The 19,880-nt window shown below is 67.9% G+C and carries 20 protein-coding genes and 1 pseudogene; 12 read left to right on the plus strand and 9 right to left on the minus strand.

The genetic code is table 11. The features are described 5' to 3' along the window. Positions 1-50: 50 nt before the first annotated feature. The 4 genes from ABZ004_RS15590 to ABZ004_RS15605 form a co-directional block, all read right to left on the minus strand. Complete coding sequence (locus ABZ004_RS15590; protein ID WP_355680525.1) at positions 51-1,829, minus strand: 3-hydroxybutyryl-CoA dehydrogenase; 1,779 nt, start codon at positions 1,827-1,829, stop codon at positions 51-53. A gap of 99 nt (positions 1,830-1,928) precedes the next feature. Further along, the gene (locus ABZ004_RS15595) at positions 1,929-2,471 is read right to left on the minus strand and encodes an NUDIX domain-containing protein (protein ID WP_355680526.1); all 543 of its coding nucleotides are present in this window, start codon (positions 2,469-2,471) and stop codon (positions 1,929-1,931) included. Further along, complete coding sequence (locus ABZ004_RS15600; protein WP_355680527.1) at positions 2,468-3,352, minus strand: methyltransferase domain-containing protein; 885 nt, start codon at positions 3,350-3,352, stop codon at positions 2,468-2,470. Before ABZ004_RS15600 ends, ABZ004_RS15595 begins: the two co-directional genes overlap by 4 nt. Continuing rightward, positions 3,349-3,672, minus strand: a complete 324-nt coding sequence (locus tag ABZ004_RS15605) for a hypothetical protein (RefSeq protein WP_355680528.1) — start codon at positions 3,670-3,672, stop codon at positions 3,349-3,351. Before ABZ004_RS15605 ends, ABZ004_RS15600 begins: the two co-directional genes overlap by 4 nt. Before the next feature lie 73 nt (positions 3,673-3,745). Here ABZ004_RS15605 and nucS point away from each other — a divergent pair, with 73 nt between their 5' ends. From nucS to ABZ004_RS15635, 6 genes are all read left to right on the plus strand, one after another. Beyond that, complete coding sequence (nucS, locus tag ABZ004_RS15610) at positions 3,746-4,405, plus strand: endonuclease NucS (RefSeq protein WP_355680529.1); 660 nt, start codon at positions 3,746-3,748, stop codon at positions 4,403-4,405. A 67-nt stretch (positions 4,406-4,472) separates the two neighbouring features. Continuing rightward, complete coding sequence (locus ABZ004_RS15615) at positions 4,473-4,748, plus strand: hypothetical protein (RefSeq protein ID WP_355680697.1); 276 nt, start codon at positions 4,473-4,475, stop codon at positions 4,746-4,748. 27 nt (positions 4,749-4,775) lie between these two features. Then, entirely contained in the window at positions 4,776-6,596 is a 1,821-nt protein-coding gene (gene glmS, locus ABZ004_RS15620) for a glutamine--fructose-6-phosphate transaminase (isomerizing) (protein ID WP_355680530.1), read from the plus strand. A gap of 122 nt (positions 6,597-6,718) precedes the next feature. Then, on the plus strand, positions 6,719-7,804 hold the full coding sequence (locus ABZ004_RS15625; protein WP_355680531.1) for an esterase-like activity of phytase family protein: 1,086 nt from the start codon (positions 6,719-6,721) through the stop codon (positions 7,802-7,804). Positions 7,805-7,839: 35 nt separating this feature from the next. After that, the gene (locus tag ABZ004_RS15630) at positions 7,840-8,964 is read left to right on the plus strand and encodes a mandelate racemase/muconate lactonizing enzyme family protein (RefSeq protein ID WP_355680532.1); all 1,125 of its coding nucleotides are present in this window, start codon (positions 7,840-7,842) and stop codon (positions 8,962-8,964) included. Beyond that, positions 8,961-9,680: a FadR/GntR family transcriptional regulator gene (locus ABZ004_RS15635; protein WP_355680533.1), complete on the plus strand. Its 720-nt coding sequence runs from the start codon at positions 8,961-8,963 to the stop codon at positions 9,678-9,680. Before ABZ004_RS15630 ends, ABZ004_RS15635 begins: the two co-directional genes overlap by 4 nt. A gap of 46 nt (positions 9,681-9,726) precedes the next feature. Here the strand turns inward: ABZ004_RS15635 and ABZ004_RS15640 are convergent, their stop codons facing one another. Next, positions 9,727-10,287: a helix-turn-helix domain-containing protein gene (locus ABZ004_RS15640; protein ID WP_355680534.1), complete on the minus strand. Its 561-nt coding sequence runs from the start codon at positions 10,285-10,287 to the stop codon at positions 9,727-9,729. Between the two features lie 38 nt (positions 10,288-10,325). Here ABZ004_RS15640 and ABZ004_RS15645 point away from each other — a divergent pair, with 38 nt between their 5' ends. The 3 genes from ABZ004_RS15645 (at position 10,326) to mmuM (ending at position 13,294) form a co-directional block, all read left to right on the plus strand. After that, positions 10,326-11,357 (plus strand): epoxide hydrolase family protein, encoded by a 1,032-nt coding sequence (locus ABZ004_RS15645; RefSeq protein WP_355680535.1) that lies wholly within the window; start codon positions 10,326-10,328, stop codon positions 11,355-11,357. Between the two features lie 117 nt (positions 11,358-11,474). Beyond that, positions 11,475-12,401 (plus strand): FAD-dependent oxidoreductase, encoded by a 927-nt coding sequence (locus tag ABZ004_RS15650; RefSeq protein WP_355680536.1) that lies wholly within the window; start codon positions 11,475-11,477, stop codon positions 12,399-12,401. Further along, complete coding sequence (gene mmuM, locus ABZ004_RS15655; RefSeq protein ID WP_355680537.1) at positions 12,401-13,294, plus strand: homocysteine S-methyltransferase; 894 nt, start codon at positions 12,401-12,403, stop codon at positions 13,292-13,294. Before ABZ004_RS15650 ends, mmuM begins: the two co-directional genes overlap by 1 nt. Before the next feature lie 90 nt (positions 13,295-13,384). Here mmuM and ABZ004_RS15660 read toward each other — a convergent pair whose 3' ends face one another. Beyond that, entirely contained in the window at positions 13,385-14,395 is a 1,011-nt protein-coding gene (locus ABZ004_RS15660) for a PLP-dependent aminotransferase family protein (RefSeq protein WP_355680698.1), read from the minus strand. A 372-nt stretch (positions 14,396-14,767) separates the two neighbouring features. Then, a pseudogene (locus ABZ004_RS15665) lies at positions 14,768-15,052 on the minus strand (winged helix-turn-helix domain-containing protein); the annotation flags it as partial. Between the two features lie 47 nt (positions 15,053-15,099). Between ABZ004_RS15665 and ABZ004_RS15670 the strand changes: the two are divergent. Continuing rightward, positions 15,100-15,567, plus strand: a complete 468-nt coding sequence (locus ABZ004_RS15670) for a carboxymuconolactone decarboxylase family protein (protein ID WP_355680538.1) — start codon at positions 15,100-15,102, stop codon at positions 15,565-15,567. Between the two features lie 99 nt (positions 15,568-15,666). Further along, entirely contained in the window at positions 15,667-16,383 is a 717-nt protein-coding gene (locus ABZ004_RS15675) for an isocitrate lyase/phosphoenolpyruvate mutase family protein (RefSeq protein ID WP_355680539.1), read from the plus strand. 137 nt (positions 16,384-16,520) lie between these two features. Here ABZ004_RS15675 and ABZ004_RS15680 read toward each other — a convergent pair whose 3' ends face one another. Beyond that, positions 16,521-17,408, minus strand: a complete 888-nt coding sequence (locus ABZ004_RS15680) for an alpha/beta fold hydrolase (protein ID WP_355680540.1) — start codon at positions 17,406-17,408, stop codon at positions 16,521-16,523. Between the two features lie 50 nt (positions 17,409-17,458). Between ABZ004_RS15680 and ABZ004_RS15685 the strand changes: the two genes are divergently transcribed. Beyond that, positions 17,459-18,364 (plus strand): cyclase family protein, encoded by a 906-nt coding sequence (locus ABZ004_RS15685; protein ID WP_355680541.1) that lies wholly within the window; start codon positions 17,459-17,461, stop codon positions 18,362-18,364. Positions 18,365-18,401: 37 nt separating this feature from the next. Here ABZ004_RS15685 and ABZ004_RS15690 read toward each other — a convergent pair whose 3' ends face one another. Continuing rightward, on the minus strand, positions 18,402-19,754 hold the full coding sequence (locus tag ABZ004_RS15690; RefSeq protein WP_355680542.1) for a DNRLRE domain-containing protein: 1,353 nt from the start codon (positions 19,752-19,754) through the stop codon (positions 18,402-18,404). Positions 19,755-19,880: the final 126 nt, after the last annotated feature.

Below are 19,880 nucleotides of genomic sequence, written 5' to 3' on the forward strand. Positions count from 1 at the left end.
CGTGTGGTTCAGCGACCGCGTCAGCTGGTTCAGCGACCGCGTCTACTAGTTCAGCTTGAGTAGTCGCGGAAGCCGCGGCCGGTCTTGCGGCCCAGGTAACCGGCCGTGACCAGGTGCTCCAGCAACGGCGCCGGGGCGAAGCCGGGCTCGCGGAACTCCAAGTAGAGCGTGCGCTGGATCGCGAGCGACACGTCCAGACCGACCACGTCGAGGAGTTCGAACGGGCCCATCGGGAGACGGCAGCCGAGCTTCATCGCCGCGTCGATGTCGTCGACACCCGCATAGTGCGCCTCGAGCATCCGGACCGCGTCGTTCAGGTACGGGAACAGCAGGCCGTTCACGATGAAGCCGGCCCGGTCCCCGCAGCGCACCGGGTGCTTGCCAGCGGCAACAGCTACCGCGGCCACCGCGTCCGCGACCTCCGGCGAGGTGCTCACCGTGCTGACCACCTCGACCAGCTTCATCACGGGCGCCGGGTTGAAGAAGTGCAGGCCGACCACGTCCGCGGGGCGCTTGGTCGCCATCGCCAGGTCGATCACCGGCAGGCTGGAGGTGGTGGTCGCCAGGATCGCGCCCGGCTTGCAGATCTCGTCGAACGTCTCGAACAGCGCCTGCTTCACGCTGAGTTCCTCGACGACGGCCTCGATCACCAGGTCCGCCGACGCGAGGTCGTCGAGCCTCGCCGTACCGACGATCCGGCGCAGCGCAGCGTCGCGGTCCTCGGCGGAGAGCTTGCCGCGCTGGACACCCTTCTCCAGCGAGCGTTCCAGGCCGGCCCGGACCTTGTCGACCTTCTCGGTACCGCGCGCGACGTACAGGACGTCGTACCCGGCCTTGGCGCAGACCTCGATGATGCCGACAGCCATGGTGCCCGAGCCGACCACGCCGACCTGCTGCACCCGGCGTACGGGTGCGGTGTCCTCGGAGACCTTCGGCGTCAGGTCGTCGTCGACCACGACCGGCGAGTCGGCCGATTCGTAGGTGTAGAAGCCGCGGCCGGTCTTGCGGCCGAGCAGGCCCGCGGTCACCATCTGCTTGAGGATCGGGGCCGGCGCGTGCAGCCGGTTGCGGCCCTGCTTGTACATCGTGTCGAGGATCTCGTACGCCGTATCGAGGCCGATCAAATCGAGCAGCGCCAGCGGCCCCATCGGGTAGCCACAGCCGAGCCGCATCGCGGCGTCGACGTCCTCGCGGGTCGCGTAGTGCGACTCGACCATCGAGACGGCGTGGTTCAGGTAGCCGAACAGCAGCGCGTTCGCGATGAACCCGGCGCGGTCGGCCGCGACGACGGGGACCTTGTCCAGCCGGCGGGCGAGTTCGGAGACGTCGTCGACCACGTCCGGCTCGGTGACGACGGTCTTGATCACCTCGACGAACTCCTGCACCGGCGCCGGGTTGAAGAAGTGCATCCCGACCACGCGACGGGGGCGCTGGGTGGCGACCGAGATCTCGGTCACCGACAGGCTCGACGTGTTGGTGGCGAGGATCGCGTCCTCGCGGACCACCTTGTCGAGCGCGGAGAAGATCTCACGCTTCAGGTCGAGCCGCTCGATCACGGCCTCGATCACCAGGTCGCAGTCGGCCAGCGCCTCGAGTTCGGTGGCGAACGTGACCCGGTCGAAGAGCGCCTGCTGGTCCTCGACGGACAGCTTGCCGCGCTTCACCGCCCGGTCGGTCGAGTGCTGGATGTGCCCGCGGCCGCGCTCGACCGCCTGCTCGTCGCGTTCCACGCCGACCACGCTCAGCCCGTGCCGGGCGAACACCTCCGCGATACCGGCACCCATCGTGCCGAGACCGACCACTCCCACCGTCTTCAGTTCACGAGCCATGGCTGGAAGTGTGCCAGTCGCCACACTGGTCCGCACATGAGCCACATCACCACCGAGTCCAACCTCACACCACGGGCTGATGTCTCGGAGGTTCGGAAACTACTCGGTGAAGGCGGGCGGCTGGGTGAGCCAGGTGGCGAGGAGCTGGTCGAGGTCGGGCCCGGCGCTGAGCGCGGCGGCGATCGGCGCCGGCTTCAGCTCGGGCTGGCCTGGCGGGACCCAGACGGCACGGTAGGTGCCGGCCGGGGAGTCGGCCGGGCTGTCCATCTCCTCGCCGGCGCCAGTGCCGAACTCGCCGCTGACCGGCTCGGCCAGGTAGTAGAGCTGAGTGTTCTCGCGAAACTGCACCGTGGCGACCAGCCCGACGAGCTTCACCACAACACCGAGTTCCTCGTACGCCTCCCGCTGAGCCGCCTCCTCCGCGGTCTCCCCCGGTTCGACCCGCCCACCGGGAAGCGTGAAGTACACGAGCCCACCCCGAATCCGCTCGATAGCAGCAATCCCCGCCGACGATCGCAAGATCACCCCCGCCCGGACCCAGCTCGACGCAGCGCCACTCGCGGACCGCTTCCCCGCGGCCCCGCTCACCGGGCGCATCGCCTCCGCGTCGCTCACCGGGCGCTTCGCCTCCGCTTCGTTCATGTGCGCTTTGCTACGACGAAGAGCCAGGTGCTGCCGAGGCGGGTCTGGTGGTGGTCGAGGCTGGTGATGGTCCAGCCGGTTTCGGTGAGGAGGTCTCGCAAGGGTTGTTCTTGCCAGTTGTTGAAGCGTCTGGGGAGGTCGAGGAAGCGGTTGGACCATTCGCCGCCCTGGCCCTCGCGGGTGGTGAAGGCGAGACAACCGGCCGCCCGCCGAGCCTTTCGCAGTACGGAGGTCAGTTCGGCCCGGTCGAAGTGGAGGAACACGGCGTCCGCGAAGACGAGGTCGTACGGCCCACCAAGCTCATCGGTGATCGCGTTCAGCAGGTCAGCCTGATGACCATCGGCGCGGATCATCTCGACGAACGAGCGGGCGGCATCAGTACGCCGTACGCGATAGCCGCGTGCTTCCAGCTCGATCGCGTCCTCCCCGGTCCCGCTCCCGATCTCCAGCACGCTCGCGCCGGCCGGAACCAACTCGCCGATCCGATCCAGCCAGCGATCCATCGTCTCGCTCGGCCCGTGCGGGATCGTCTCGCGAAACTTCTCCGCCGCCTGCTCGTACGCCGCCAGCGTCACCTCGTTGTCCGACGGAACCCGGGTCCACCCGTCCCCGGTGTGCTCCACGAGAGCCGGCAACCGCAGCCCGAGATCCAGCCCGAGCACCACCACGGTCTCGCCGCGATGAAGGTCCGCGATCGCCTGCAACTCCCCTTCGACGAGATCCGGTACGACGGTCAGCCCCACCCCCAGCTGATCGGCCAGCCGGGTCCCGGCCGCCACCTCGAACGACCCCGCGTACACCTGCGCGATCCGCTCCCCGACCACCGGCTCCAGCACGTCGCCGGGCAGCAGCAGGATGCGGGCGGGACACATCAGGTTCATCCGGTGACGAACTCCATCGCGAGCTCCGCGTACTTCGGCCAGGTCTCGCTGTGCTCGAGCGGAATCACCACCCACTCCTTCATCGGCCGCCCCATCCCCGGATCGAAATGCTCGGCACCCGACAAGGAAAGCGCCTCTTCCCGCGGTTCCGGCGGCAGCTTGAACGTCATCGCGTCGCCGTACAGCCCGCCGAGCATCTTCTTCTCGATCTTCAGGCACGGCATCCCGAACATGCTGCCCTCGACCACCCCGGCATCGGCCAGCCCTTTGGCCACATCGTCGTACGCGAGCCGCGCTTTCAGACTGATCTTCGGCTTCATCCCAGCAGCGTCCCACCCGAACCCGGCCAGCCGCCACCACACACCGATGGCGAGTGGACTACGGTGCTTTCTCGTGCGCCTGGTGATTGCTCAATGCTCCGTGGACTACTCCGGCCGGCTGACCGCCCATCTCCCGATGGCGCCCCGGCTGCTGATGGTGAAGGCGGACGGATCCGTCCTGATCCACGCCGACGGCGGTTCGTACAAGCCGCTGAACTGGATGTCTCCCCCGTGCAAGCTGACGGAAGAGGAGGGCGTCTGGAGCGTCACGAACAAGGCCGGTGAGGAGCTGCGCATCACCTTCAAGGAGGTGCTGAGCGACACGTCGTACGAGCTGGGCCTGGACCCCGGGCTGATCAAGGACGGCGTCGAGGCGCACCTGCAGGAGCTGCTGGCCGAGCACGTCACCACGTTCGGCGAGGGTTTCACGCTGGTACGCCGTGAGTATCCGACCGCGATCGGCCCGGTCGACCTGCTCTGTCGGGACGCCGACGGGAAGCACGTCGCGGTCGAGATCAAGCGCCGTGGCGAGATCGACGGCGTGGAGCAGCTCACCCGGTACGTCGAACTGCTGAACCGCGACCCACTGCTCTCCCCGGTCCGCGGCATCTTCGCGGCCCAGCTGATCAAGCCGCAGGCCCAGTTCCTGGCCACCGACCGTGGCCTCGAATGCGTCACCGTCGACTACGACGCCCTCCGCGGCATGGAATCCGACGTCCTCCGGCTGTTCTGAGAAACGTGCCCGATTTCGGGCAGATTCTTGGTTTTTAGGCCTTCTACACTGCAGAGTAGGCCGGGTGATGACCGAGGTAGGCGTCCCGAGTGACGAACTGGTCGAGCAGGTCAGCCGCACCACCGGGCTGACCCCGGACGATGCTCGCCGCGTCGTCGCCGACGTCCTGGCCTACTTCACCGAGACGACCGAGGAGTACGTCCGGCGCCGGCACCGCGAACTGCAGACCTACGGCGCCCGCAACGACGAGATCTTCGCCCGCCTCGGTGTGGAGCTCCGGCACTGGCCGGTGCGCTCCCCCGAACTCTCCACGCGTCAGCTACGACGGATCGTCTACGGCTGATCGCCTGCTTGAAAGGAACCACCTTCTATGTGCGGAATCGTCGGGTACGTCGGCAGTAAGCCGGCCGCGCCGATCCTGGTCGACGGACTGGCCAGGCTGGAGTACCGCGGCTACGACTCTGCCGGAGTCGCCGTGGTCGGCTCCAGCGAGTTGCGCGTGCACAAGGACGCCGGCCGGGTCCGTGAGCTGGAGGCGTCGCTGCCGAAGCGGTTCGGCGGCAAGCTCGGCATCGGGCACACCCGGTGGGCCACCCACGGCGGTCCGAGCAAGGACAACGCACACCCGCACGCCAGTGGCAACGAGCGGATCGCCGTCGTCCACAACGGCATCTTCGACAACGCCGGCGTACTGCGCGCCCAGCTGGAGGAAGCCGGCGTCAAGCTGCGCTCCGAGACCGACACCGAGGTGCTCGCGCACCTGATCGAGCAGGCTGCCGGCGACACGCTCGAGGAGAAGGTGCTGGCCGCGCTGCGCCGGATCGAGGGCACCTACGGCATCGCGGTGATCGACCTGGACTTCCCCGACCGGATCGTGGTCGCCCGTAACGGCAGCCCGCTGATCCTCGGCGTCGGCGACGGCGAGATGCACGTCGCGTCCGACGCGGCCGCACTGATCCGCTACACCCGCCAGGTCGTCTACCTGGACGACGGCGAGCTGGCGACCGTGCGCGCCGACGGGTACCGCACCTTCACCCAGGACGCCCGCGCGACCACCAAGACCGAGAAGACGGTCGAGTGGACCGCCGAGGAGTACGAGCGCGGCGCGCACGAGCACTTCATGGTCAAGGAGATCCACGAGCAGCCCGAGTCCGTACTCCGCGCGATCCGCGGCCGGCTCGACGAGCGCTTTCACACCGTGCACCTCGGTGGTCTGAACATGGATGCCCGGGAGGCCCGGGAGATCAAGCGGGTCAAGATCCTCGGCTGCGGTTCGGCGTACTACGCGGGCCAGCTCGGCGCGCAGTTCATCGAGGAAGTGGCCCGGATCCCTGCCGACGCGGAGCCGGCGTCGGAGTTCCGGTACCGCAACCCCGTGGTCGAGCGGGACACCTTGTACGTCGCAGTGAGTCAGTCGGGCGAGACGCTCGACACGCTGGTCGCCGTACAGGAACTGAAGCGCAAGGGCGGCCGGGTGATCGGTCTCGTCAACGCGGTCGGCTCCAGCATCGCCCGTGAGGTCGACGGCGGCGTCTACCTGCACGCCGGCCCCGAGGTCTCGGTCGCGTCGACGAAGGCGCTCACCAACATGGCGGTCGCATTCGCGATGCTCGGCATCCACCTCGGTCGGATCCGGGATGTTTCGCCGGCCGATGGGCGCCGGCTGATCGAGGGGCTGAAGAAGATCCCCGCGCAGATCCAGGCGATCGTCGACACCGAGCAGGAGCTGGCTGCCATCGCCGGCCGGCTCGCCAAGCACGAGAGCATCTTCTTCGTCGGGCGGACCCGGGGCTACCCGGTGGCGCGCGAGGGTGCGCAGAAGCTCAAGGAGATCTCGTACCGGCACGCCGAGGCGTACCAGACCTCCGAGCTGAAGCACGGTCCGCTGGCGCTGATCTCCCCCGACGTACCGACGGTCGCGATCGTGCCGCAGGACGAGCTGCTCGACCGCAACATCGGCGCGCTGCACGAGATCGCGGCCCGCTCCGGTCCGCTGTACGTCGTGACGCACGAAGGTGTCGACGTGCCGGACGGCGCGGCCGCGGTCATCCGGGTCCCGAAGAACGAGCCGGAGCTCGACCCGATCCTGCTCACCATTCCGCTCCAGCTGCTCGCGTACCACGCATCGGTCGCCCTCGGCCACGACGTGGACAAGCCGCGCAACCTGGCCAAGTCGGTCACCGTCGAGTAGCCCGTCGGTGCAGGTTCAGTTCCTGATGGGTTCGTGTTGAGGGCCGGGTGAGTTCATTGTTCACCCGCTATTCCCGGGCGTAGGTTTCGGTGCAAGTCGACGTCGACAACGGAGGCACTCGAATGCGCTGGCAGACACCCATCGTCGCGACCGTGGTACTGGCCGCGTTGACCACTTCGCTCACCGTCGTACCGGCCAGTGCGCACGGATCCGGCGGTGGGAGTTGTTCGCCGGACGCGCGGTTCCTCGGGTTCACGGACAGCCTGGACAAGACCACGTACGACGGGCAGCCGGTCGCTGGGCTTTCCGCGTTGAACCTGACCCGGCCGGGGCATGCGCTGGCTCTCGTGGACAACGTCGGTACCACGCCCGCGCGGGTCTTCGGGTTGACGATCGACAGTAAGCCGCGGACCGCCGTGGAGAGCATGACGACCCTGCGGCGGCCCGACGGTACGCCGTACACGGGCGCTGACTTCGACGGAGAAGGACTGGTCGCCGAGCGCGGCGGGCGGACGATTCTCGCGACGTCGGAGCGGGAGCCGTCGATCCGCCGGTTCCGGCTGTCCGACGGCAAGCAGGTCGACTCGCTGCCGGTGCCGCCGCGCTTCCAGGTCGCACCGGCCGGCGAGGCCACGGCCAACGCCACCTTCGAGTCGCTAGCGGTCAGCCCCGACGGACGCAGCCTGTTCGCCGGAATGGAAGGCCCGCTCGCTCCCGACGGCACCGACGCCGACGGACGGACAAGAAACCGCATCATCCGGTACGCCGGTCTGCCGGGGCGCGGCTACTACCCGGTCGCCCAATACGCCTACAAACCCGACCCGGGCCTCGCCCTCGTCGAGCTGGCCGTCGTCAACCGCGACGAACTCATCTCCATGGAACGCACCTACACGCCGGGCGTCGGCAACACCATCCGCGTCTTCACGGTCTCCATCCAGCACGCTACTGACGTGACCGCCCGTACTTCGTTGGCCGATGCCCCGGAGCAGGTCTTCCTGAAGAAGAAGCTCCTCTTCGACCTGGTCAACTGCCCGCCATCGGGTGCGATCGCGAAGCAGCCGCAGCCGAACCCGCTACTGGACAACGTCGAGGCGCTGGCGCTCGGCGGCCACCTCCCGGGCGGACGTCGCCAGCTGTACCTGATGTCGGACGACAACAACGGCGCCACCCAGATCACCCGGCTCTACTCGCTGGCAGTCAAGGTGTAGTCATCATACGAGTTGATCACTTGTATGATGACTTCATGAGCGATCGGATCCGTCATCTCCGGCTGTCCTCGGTAGTCCTCCCGCTCGACCAGCCGATCAGTGACGCCAAGGTCCTGACCGGGCGGCAGAAGCCGATGACCGAGATCGTCTTGCTGTTCGCCGAGATCGCCACCCAGGACGACCAGCACGGGATCGGGTTCAGCTACTCCAAGCGGGCCGGCGGACCGGCGCAGTACGCCCATGCCAAGGAGATCGGGCAGAACCTGATCGGCGAGGATCCGTCGGATATCGCCAAGCTGTACGACAAGTTGCTCTGGGCGGGCGCCTCTGTCGGCCGGTCCGGCGTCGCCACCCAGGCGATCGCGGCCATCGACATCGCCTTGTGGGATCTGAAGGCGAAGCGTGCGAGCCTGCCACTCGCGAAGCTCCTCGGTGCGTATCGGGACTCGGTGCGCACCTACAACACCTCAGGCGGTTTCCTGCACGCGCCGATCGAGGAGGTCAAGGAGCGCGCGTCGGAGTCGCTGGCCAGCGGCATCGGCGGCATCAAGATCAAGGTCGGCCAGCCCGACAGCCGGATCGACCTGGATCGCGTCCACGCCGTCCGCGAGCATCTCGGCGCCGGCGTACCGCTGATGGTCGACGCGAACCAGCAGTGGGATCGCGGCACGGCGCTCCGGGTCGGACGGACCCTTGAACAGTTCGACCTGGTCTGGATCGAGGAACCGCTCGACGCCTATGACGCCGAGGGACACGCTCAACTCGCCGCCACCCTCGACACCCCGATCGCCACCGGAGAGATGCTGTCCAGCGTCACCGAGCACGTCCGGCTAATCGAAGCCCGCGCCGCGGACATCCTCCAGCCCGACGCCCCGCGGATCGGCGGCATCACCCCGTTCCTGCGGCTGGCGACCTTGGCCGATCACCACGGCCTGCAACTCGCGCCCCACTTCGCGATGGAGATCCACTTGCACCTCGCCGCGGCGTACCCGCGTGAGCCGTGGGTGGAGCACTTCGAATGGCTCGATCCCTTGTTCAACGAACGCCTTGAGACGAAAGACGGACGGATGCTGGTGCCGGACCGGCCGGGGCTGGGGTTCACCACCAGCGATCAGTGCAAGGCCTGGACCGTCGACAGCTGCGATTTCGGCACCCCATGAACTACCGGCAGGAGCAGCAGGGTCTGGATCGCGAGGGTGGGCGCGGACTGGCGCACGAGCTGGTCGAGCGACTCAAGGAGCGAATCCTGGCGGGCGAGCTCGAACCGGGCAGCAAGCTCCCCACCGAGAGTTCGCTGACGGCGGAGTTCGGGGTCAGCCGGACCGTGGTGCGCGAGGCGATCTCCCGGTTGCAGGCGGCCGGGCTGGTGGAGACCTTCCAGGGCCGCGGGTCGTTCGTACTCGCGCTGCCCGCGCACGAGTTCTCCCTCGACGCGTCCCGGATCCGCTCGCACGACGATGTGCTCGACCTGCTCGACTTCCGGCTCGGGCTCGAGGTCGAGGCGGCCGGGCTGGCGGCCGGACGGCGTACCGAGCATCAGCTGAAGGCGATCGCCCGGGCGCTGACCGACTTCCGCCGGGCCGGACAGGATCCCGGCAAGCTGGTGGCGGCGGACTTCGCGTTCCACCTCAAGCTAGCCGTTGCCTCCGGCAACCGTTTCTACCCGGAACTCCTCGACTCCCTCGGACCGATGATGATCATGCTGCCGCGCACCCGCCTGGACCCATCCTTCTCCGCCGCCGACCCCGCCCACTTCACCCGGGTCATCGCGGAGCACGAGAACATCTACGACGCGATCGCCCGCTCCGACCCCGAGGCCGCCAGAGCCGCAGCCCGCGTACACCTCTCAAACACCCGCCACCGCCTACAGAAGTAGACGGCCCGACCCGTGGCGGTCGACCTGTGCTGAGCCGGGCGTTGGTTCAGCTGTCCGCGAGGCGCTGGATGGTGGTACTGAGCCAGGTCTGGAGGGCCGTGGGGTCGCCGAGTTCGGAGCGCAGGACCCGGCGACGAGTGGAGACGCCGAGGACGAAGGCGTCGATCGCGGCGGCCCGGTTGCGAGCCTCCGCGGCGTCCAGGCCGGTGGCGCGCAGATAGTGCTGGAGCGGCTCGAGCGAGTTCGAGTCCAGGAAGGCGGCGAGCGCTTCGGCGGCCTCGGGACGTTCACCGGATGCGCGCTGCAGGACGAGCAGCGGATCTTCGCCGGGTTCGCCGAACCAGCGCTGCACGATGCTCGCCGCGAGCCGCGAACCGAGGGCGGAAAGGTCTCCGTCGAAGGAGTCCGATACCGGGATCTCGACCTTGGTCGCGGCCAGGAACAGGCCATCCTTGCCGCCGAAGTACCGGGTGATGAGGTTGGGCGAGACGCCAGCCGCGTCCGCCACACCTTTGACCGTGACAGCGGCGTACCCGTACTGAGCGAACTGCCTCCGCGCCTGCTCCAGGATCCGCTCTCTGGTGGCGGCCGCATTGCGGGAATTCATGTGTACGAGCATACACATCAATGTGTACGCTCATACACATGGCTGACGACTTACGGAAAAGGCTCCTGCGGACGCGTCGTGTCGCGACGCCCTGGGGCGACGACGAGACGCGCGGCATCACCAACACCCGCCTGGACGAACTGCTGGACTACTGGGCCAACGGCTTCGACTGGGCCATCCACGAACGCCGCATCAACGACCTGCCCTGGGTGACGGTGCCCGCGGGCGGCGCCGACCTCCGGCTGATCCACCAACGAGCGGCTGATCCCGACGCCCCGGTCGTCGTGCTCCTGCACGGGTGGCCGGACTCAGTACTACGGTTCGAGCGCCTCCTGCCACTTCTCACGGATCTCCACGTGGTCGTTCCCGCGCTGCCCGGCTTCCCCTTCGCGGCCCCGCTCGACAGCCGCGGCTTGTCCGCCAACCGCATCGCCGAGCTTGTCGCGGGCGCCCTGGAAGCACTCGGCTACCCGCGCTACATCCTCTCCGGCGGCGATCTAGGGGGCACCGTCGCCGAGATCCTCGCCGCGGATCATCCGGAACGGGTCGCCGCCCTGCACCTCACCAACGTCGCCCCGCTGAGGGCGCTCACCGCCGACCCGGCGACTCTTCCACCGGAAGCCGCGGCCTACTTGGCTGGTACGGCGCAATGGTTCCGGACCGAAGGCGGATACATCCACCAGCAGTCGACCCGGCCCAACACCCTCGCCGTCGCCCTGGCCGATTCCCCCGCCGGCCTGGCCGCCTGGAAGCTCGACCGCTGGTCCGACCCCGGAGCCTTCACCCCCGACGACCTACTCACCTGGGTCACGGCGTACTGGTCCACCGGTACGATCGCCACCTCCTTCAGCACGTACGCCGAACCGGTCACCCTGCCCGCCCGCGTCGAGACGCCAACAGTGCTGTCCGTCTTCCCCCACGACCTCAAACCAGAACCACGCGCGTACGCCGAAGCGTTCCTCAACCTCCACGAGTACGCAGAACACCACTCAGGCGGCCACTTCGCCGCCTGGGAACGCCCCCACGCCTACGCCGAAGACCTACGCCGCGCCCTCAAACTCACCACCTAACCACCGCATCTCCCTACCGATCGCATCCGGGTCAGAGGTGGAAGGTAGAGGTTGGTTGGAGGGGGCAACAGTCCGATTGTGGTGGCGGGTTTTGGTGGGGCGGGACAGAATGCGGACATGCGCGTGATCGTGGTGGGTGCCGGGGTGATCGGGCTGAGTTGTGCTGTGCGGGTGGCCGAGGCGGGGTACGAGGTGGCCGTGCTGGCTCGGGATCTTCCGTTGGAGACCACGTCGGCGGTGGCGGGGGCGATCTGTTATCCGTATCTGTCGGCTCCGGTGGATCGCGTCGCGGCTTGGGCGCGGGCGTCGTACCAGGAGTTCAGCAAGCTGGCCGAGAGTGAGCCGTCAGTGCAGTTGCGGCACGGGCAGGAGTTCAAGCATGCGGTGACTCCTGATCCGGTGTGGACGGATGTGCTCAGCGACCTACGCCGGGTCGGTTCGCCTCCGCCTGGATTCAAGGACGGCTGGTCGTTCACTGCTCCGGTGATCGAGATGCCGAGCTACCTCCCGTATTTGGTGAAACGCCTCGAAGCTGCAGGTGGAACGCTGACCCGAGCGGCCTTGTCCGGTCTTCCTAACGATGCCGATCTGGTCATCAACTGCGCGGGTCTCGGTGCGCGGCTGACCGCAGGCGATCCGACCGTCACGCCTGTTCGCGGGCAGGTGCTGACCGTCGAGCAGTTCGGTCTGACCGAATGGCTGATGGCCGACGAAGGCCCGCAAGACCTCGTCTATGTGTTCCCGCGCGGCAAGGACATCGTCGTCGGTGGCACGAGCCAGCCGGACACCTGGGATCTCTCGGTCGACCCGAAGACGTCGACCGCGATCCTGGATCGCGCATCCGTCTTCGTTCCCCAACTACGCAAGGCGAAAGTGCTCCGGCACCGAGTCGGCCTGCGCCCGGCCCGCCCCGAAGTACGGTGCGAATCGGTCCGTACTGCAGCCGGCCAGCGCGTCATCCATTGCTACGGCCACGGCGGCTCCGGCGTCACGCTCTCCTGGGGCTGCGCCGATGAGGTCCTCGAACTGGTCCGTGCGAACTGATGGAGATCCTCGACGGCGGCATGTCGAACGCTCTGGAGGACCGCGGCCACGATCTCTCCGACGCACTCTGGTCCGCGCGGCTGCTGAAAGATGCGCCTGAGGAGATCGCAGCCGTTCATCGCGCGTACTACGAAGCAGGCGCCACCTTCGCCACAACAGCCAGCTACCAGGCAAGCGTCGACGGCTTCGCCAAAGCCGGCGTGTCTCGCGCCGAAGCCGAACGTTTGATCACCTCGAGCGTCACCATCGCCCGCCAAGTCCGCGACGAGTTGGCCGACGCCGAACGCGGCGACGATGAGGTGGTTCCCGGCGGGCGGCGGCGGTTTGTGGCTGCTTCGGTGGGCCCGTACGGCGCCGTGCTCGCCGACGGATCGGAGTACAGAGGCCGGTACGGCGTGAGCAAGGCGTTCCTCCGCGACTTCCATCGCCCCCGGATGGAGCTACTCGTTGCCGCCGGCCCCGATCTGCTCGCGATCAAGACCATCCCGGACATCGACGAGGCCGAGGTCCTGATCGAGATCCTCGACGAGATCGCCTTCCCTGCTTGGCTTTCGTACTCCGCCGCAGGAACCCTGACGCGCGCAGGCCAGCCACTCGAAGCAGCATTCGCTGTCGACAGCAACAATCTCGTTGCCATCGGCATCAACTGCTGCGCACCGGAGGACGTACAGCAGGCCGTCGAACTCGCAGCCCGCAACGGAAAGCCGGTCGTTGCCTACTCCAACAGCGGCGAAGGCTGGGACGCCGGAGGCCGCCGCTGGACCGGCAACACCTCGGACGCCACCTCCCTCGCACCCGCCTGGGCGGCAGCCGGCGCCCACTACATCGGCGGCTGCTGCCGAGTAGGCCCCACCGACATCCACGCCCTAGCCCAAACCCTAAGCACCACCTAGACCCCGCAGACTCCACGTGCGCGGGCGGCGCACGGAGTCGGCTGACGGCGAGGATTCGGCGGACGCGGAGTGGCGGCGCCGCCGCGTCGGCTAGACGGCGAGGACTTGGCAGAGGAGGTCTAGGGCGCCGGTGTAGGCGTGGTCGGGTGGGGTGCCGTAGCCGACGATGATGGCTTGGCGGTCGTTCGGTGCGGGGACGAAGCGGTAGCGGTCCAGGGCGGCGATGCCCAAACCTTGGCGGGCGGCGCGGTCGACCATCTCCAGCGCTTGCCCCGGTACGTCGAGGAGGACATGCAGGCCGGCCGAGATCCCGGCGACCTTGACGCCTGGCGCGCGGACGGCGAGCAGCTCCACCAGCTTGTCCCGGCGACGCCGGTAGTGCAACCGAGAACGCCGTACATGCCGGTCATAGTGGCCTGAGGCAATGAATTCAGCAAGGATCAACTGGTCCAGCGTCGCCGACAGCAGATCCGTGGTCCGCTTGGCCTCGAGCACCGGCTCCATCATTGCCTCGGGCAACACCATCCAGGCGAGCCGCAACCCCGGCGCGAGGCTCTTGCTCGCCGTACCGGTGTAGACGACCCGCTCGGGATCCAACGCCTGCAAGGCCCCAACCTGCTGCCGGTCGTACCGGAACTCGCCGTCGTAGTCATCCTCGATCAGCAACGCATCGGCCTCGCGCGCCCACTCGACCGCCGCCGCCCGCCGGTCCGGCGCGAGCGGAACCCCGGTCGGCATCTGGTGCGCCGGCGTCAGCAACGCGGCCTGACCCACCAGGAGATCGGAGCGTACGCCGTACTGGTCGACCGGGACCGGCACCGGATCGAGCCCGCGCGAGCGGATCACATCCCAGTGCAGGTTGTACCCGAACTCCTCGACCGCCATCGTCGTCGCACCCTGCACCCGGAGCGCGTCGCTCAGCAGGTTGAGCGCCTGGACGTAGCCGGAGCAGACCAGGATCCGCTCCGGATCAGCCCGTACGCCGCGCGCCCGGGCGAGGTAGTCGGCCAGGTTCCGCCGGAGCTCGATGCGCCCCCGCGGATCGCCGTACCCGAACGCCTCATTAGGTGCCGAAGGCAACGCCTTGCGCGCAGCCGCCAACCACTCACTCCGCGGAAACGTAGAAACATCCGGCGACCCAGGCGTCAAGTCATACCGAAACCCCACCTCCACCTGCCCCCACACACCCCGGCTCCCGACCGACCCGGTCGAACCGCCCTGCGCGGTCCGCGCCCCCGGCGAGGTGCTTCGCGCTGCGGCGGGAGTTCCTGCCCCCCGCATGCTCCACGCTCCCGGCGGGGTGTCTATCCCCGGCATGCTCCGCGTTCCCGGCGGGGTGTCTACCCCCGGCATGCTCCGCGTTCCCGGCGGGGTTCCTATCCCCGGCATCGCCCCCGCCCCCGCGCCGGTGCGGGTGCGGGCGGCGGGCGCCGATGGTGGGAGGGCCGAGACCCGGGTTGCGACGACGGTGCCGGAGCCTTGGCGGGCGGTCAGCCAACCCTCGGCTACTAGTTGGCCGTAGGCATCAGCGACTGTGTTCCGGGCGATGCCGAGGTCTTTGGCGAGGGAGCGGGATGACGGGAGCCTCGTGCCAGCCGCCAGCCGGCCGGTGCGGATCGACTCGTGCAGCGCCTCGACGAGGTCGGCGCGACCGCGGCGCCCGGACAGATCCAGGTGCAGATCCGCCCCTGTCCCCGGCTCCGGCCCCGGCGCTGGCTCCGTCTCCGGCGCCGGAGAATTGGCCCCTTTTTCTTCCATGGAAGTGGACCATACACCTGGGCCGATCTCCGCCTAACGTTGTCCACATGAGCACAACGACGACACAACGCCGAGTCAAGATCGCCTCCCTGGCCCCGGAGTTCTACAAGGCCCTGATCGAGCTGGACGCCGTCTCCGCCACCGGACTCGACCCGCGGCTGGCCGACCTGGTCCGGATCCGCGCCTCGCAGCTGAACGGGTGCGCGTACTGCCTCGACATGCACACCCTCGACGCCAAGCACGCCGGCGAGCAGGACCAGAAGCTGCACCTGGTCGCCGCCTGGCGCGAAGCCCCCAAGTTCTTCAGCGAGCAGGAGAAGGCGGCCTTCGCCCTCACCGAGGCGATCACGCTGATCAGCGTCGACCACGTACCGGACGACGTGTACGCCGCCGCGGCCGCCGTCTTCGACGACAAGGAACTCGCCCAGCTGATCGGCCTGATCATCATGATCAACGCCTGGAACCGGGTAGGCGTCACCGGCCGCCTCGAGCCCGGCCACTACGACCCCAGCTGAAGCTCCCCCGCCTCCGCAACCTGGTAACCCGGTCCGGCCGTCCCCAAGACGAGCCGGACCGCGCTTTTTCTTCCCGTACTACGAACGAGGGTGAGCCCGATGACCACCGAACCGTCCAAAGCCGAACTCTTCCGGGCCATGCACCACGGACCGAACCCGCTGATCCTGCCGAACGCGTGGGACCCGGTGAGCGCCCGGGTGATGGCCGAAGCCGGGTACCCCGCGATCGCCACCAGCAGCGGGGCGGTCGCGCGAGTACTCGGGTACGACGACGGGCAGTTGACCCCGGTCGCGGAGATGTTCGAGGCGGTCGCGCGCATCGTCCGCGCGGTCGGCGTACCGGTCACTGCTGACATGGAAGCCGGCTACGGTCTCGACCCGAAGGAGTTCGCCGAACGCCTCCTGGAGACCGGCGCGGTCGGCTGCAACCTGGAGGACTCGGTCGACGACGCGCTCGTGGACCCTGCTCAGCAGGCCGACTACCTCAACGCCGTACGGGCTGCCGCCGGTGCCGATCTCGTCATCAACGCCCGCGTCGACAACTTCCTGTACTCCGGCCAGGTGGACGACGCGATCGCCCGAGGACGCGCGTACCGCCGAGCCGGCGCCGACTGCATCTACCCGATCCTCGCGCCGCTCGACACCCTCCCCCACCTGGCTACCGAGATCGGCGGCCCCCTCAACGCCCACGCCACCCCCACAACCCCCACCGCCGCCACCCTCATCGCCGCCGGCGCCACCCGAATCACCTACGGCACCAGCCTCCACACCCACACCACCAACACCCTCCAAGCCCTCCTCCCCCACCTCACCTGAGGACTGCTGGTGCGGGTGCTGGTGCTGGGTGCTGGTGCTGGGTGCTGGTGCTCACTGGATGCTGGGTGCTGGTGCGCGGGTGCTCGTGCTGGTGGTGGTGTGGTGCTGGGTGGTGGCAGAAGGTGCGGTGCCAGGGTTTAGAGGGTGAGGAGGTGGTGGGTTTTGGTGCGGGTGGTTTGCCAAGCCTGGTGGTGGGGGTCTATTAGTTCGAAGTGGCCGGTGTTGGGGAGTTCGGTGAGGTCTGCGGGGGCGCCGGCTTTGGTGGCGGCGGTGGTGTAGCGGCGGCTTTGGGTGAGGGGAACCTGGAGGTCGTGGGTGCCGTGGATCAGGGCGACGGGGACCTTCAGGGGGATTTGTTCGTACGGCGACGCCAAGCGGTAGCGCGCGGGATCCTTGGCGGGCGTCGTACCGAGGAATTGCTGGACTGCATCCCCGCCTAGCTGCTCCTCAGCGGCATTCACTAGATCGAGCACGCCGGCTTGCGATACTGCTCCGGCCAGTACTACGCGGGGACCGGCACCCGGTGCGCCAACAGGAAGCCCGGGGCGGCCAGCGGCCCATACCGCGAGTTGACCGCCTGCTGAGTGGCCGATGGCAACCACCTTCGCCAGATCCACCCGCGGCTGGGCGGCAAGCGAATCGATGGCTGCGGCAACGTCTTCGAAGGTGGTGGGCCAACCACCACCGTTCCCCACCCGGCGGTACTCGATCGCGTACCCGCCCACACCGTTCCGGGCAAGATCCTCCGCCAACGGCGTCGCCAGTTCCATCCCGTAGCTGCTCATCCAGAACCCACCATGGATGACCACAGCCACCGGCACCTGCCCATCACCCGGTGGCAGATGAAGCTCAGCCACCTGCGAGTCGTCATCGCCGTACCGGATCAGGCGGCGATCGGAGGCGGTGCTGCCCTGGCTCTGCACCGGGCCTGCGTCTCCCACGGCTGTCTTCGAACAACCGGTCAGCCCAGCAGCCGAGGCGGCCAGCGGGAGGGCCGAGGTAAGCAGCGTGCGGCGGGTGATCATCGCGTGGAATTCGGTGCCGGGTCGGCCAGAGATGGGTGAGGATGCCAGGTATGACCAGTTATCGCGCGCGTTTCGATGCCACTGTCACGTTCACCAACGGGGGTGGGCTGCAAGCGCAGGGCTTCATGGTTGATGTCGCGGCGGCCAACCCGAACGAGGCCGAGGTCGGCGAGTTGTTCCTCGATTCGCTCGGGCTGTTGATGGCGGGAGAGGTGACCCTCGAAAACCTGGAGATCGTCGAGGCGCCGCACAAGGGCACTCGCGGTGGACCGGCGACACAGGATACGAACGAAGGCAGTCCGCAGTACGTCGAACTGAACCATGTGATCCGCGACGGCATGGTCACCCTGCCGAACCTGCCGGGTCCCGAGCTCGCCACTCATCTGACGAGGGAGGCGTCCAGGGAGATCTACGCCGAGGGGACCGAGTTCGAGATCGGCCGGATCTCGATGGTGGCGAACACCGGGACGTATCTGGACAGCCCGAACCACCGCTACCCCGACGGCCACGACCTCACCGGGTTCCCGCTCGAACGCCTGGTCGACCTGCCCGCGATCGTGATCCGGGTCCAGGACAGCGGCAAGCTCGGGGTCGATGCGAAGGCGTTGGCGACGTACGACGTACGCGGCAAGGCGGTGCTGTTGCACACCGGGGACGATGCGCGTTTCGGCACTCCGCAGTACGTCGAGGACGCGCATTTCCTGACGCGGGACGGCGCCGAGTTTCTGATCCGCAACGGGGCCGCGTTGGTCGGTATCGACGCGGCCAACATCGACGACATGACGGACGGAACCCGGCCGGCGCACACGCTGCTACTCGCCGCCGGGTTGCCGATCGTCGAACATCTCACCAGCCTGGCACAACTCCCACCCACCGGAGCTACCTTCACTGCTACCCCACCTCGGATAGCCGGACTCGCAACCTTCCCGGTCCGCGCCTTCGCCAGAATCGGCTGAGAGGCGAGGAGGTTGGCCGCGCGTTCGCGAAGGTGTTTTAGAAGGCGTGCACGGTGAATTCGCACCACGAGGACCATTCGCCGGGCGTCGTGCCGTCGGTGCCTTGGACTCGCCAGGCGTAGCTGGTGCCTTCGGTGAAGGCGTCGTCGGGGATCGTGGTGCCTAGCCAGGAGCCGGAGGCGCCGGGACCTTCGGTGGTAGTCGTGGAAGTGGTGCCGCCGACGACCTTCCATTCGAAGGTGCCGTAGACCTGGGCGCCCAGGGTGTTGCTGATCTGCGCGCGGAGCTGGGGGTTCAGGCTGGCGATCTCCGGCCGGCCGGCTCCGGTCGCACAGGCGGTCTCCGGTGCTGTCCCCAGGGCGTCGATCGAGGTCGGTGTTCGATAGGTGATCGTCACCGACGGCGGGTTCGCGCCCTCGCGGGAGTCGAAGCGTTTCCAGCCGTAGTTGTCGGTCTCGCTCGCCGCGCTGATCCCGATGTTCGTCTTGGCCAGCTGATGCGCCGCCGTGTACTGAATCGCCGCGGTCACCGGGATCGTCACCCAGCCGGCGGCACAGCCGCTCCCCCAGCCCTTGGTCTGGGTCGACGTACCGACCTGCTCGTACTGCGCGGGCCGGTTCGTCCAGCGAGCCGTATTCGTCACGTCAGCCACCCGGAAAGCGACCCAGCCTTTGGCTGTGCAGGAATAGGAATGGTGTTCCCAGAGATTCAGTGTCGCCGACTGAATGTCCTTGTCCCACAGCCATTGCTGGTTGTCGAACCGCAGATAGGACCTGGCTTTGTTGGCGCCGGAGTCGTAGGTGCCGATCTTCAGCTCGGTCGCGGCGGACTGGTCGGTGGTGTAGCTGGACTGGACGAAAGCGTCGAAGTTCGCGCCTGACGTGTCCGACGGGTCGATCGTCACCGGGTAGACGGTCTTCGGATCGCTCAGGAATGACGCATCGGGCGTCAAAGACAAAGCGTTCTTGCCGACGCCGACGCCGACGCCGAGGCGAACCGGTGCCCTTCTGAGGTGTTCGCCGGACGTCGGGTCGACGGTCGAGTCCCACATCATCGCGTCCGGAACGTGGTCCGACTTCCACGGCATCCGAAGCTGCTTCACCTGTACTGCGGCCTGCCGGTTCTTCACCAGCAGCAGTTGCTGATAGCCGGTCCTTGTCGCTTCGACGATCAGGTCGACTCCCGGTTTCACCTCGCGATAGGTCGCCGTGGTTCCGTCGATCGAAGGAGCCGGCAACGGGCCGGACCACCCAAGGGCGGAACGCTTCCCGAGCACCACCAGATCGTGATCGCCCGGACCAACAGGCCCAGACAGCTTCAGTCCGACCGGATGAGCCTTGGAAACAACAGATCCGTCAGCCTGCCGCACCAACGACACATCGACCGGCATCCACTCGCCATCAGAACCCCGCATCCGCACCGGAGCAGCCGTAAGAGTTGCCTCCACCTCCCCCGACGGCAAAGCCCGATACTGCGCACTCTCAGTAGTCCACCCCCCAATCACCGCCGGCTTCCC

The organism is Kribbella sp. NPDC006257 (assembly GCF_040613535.1).
Taxonomy (GTDB): domain Bacteria; phylum Actinomycetota; class Actinomycetes; order Propionibacteriales; family Kribbellaceae; genus Kribbella.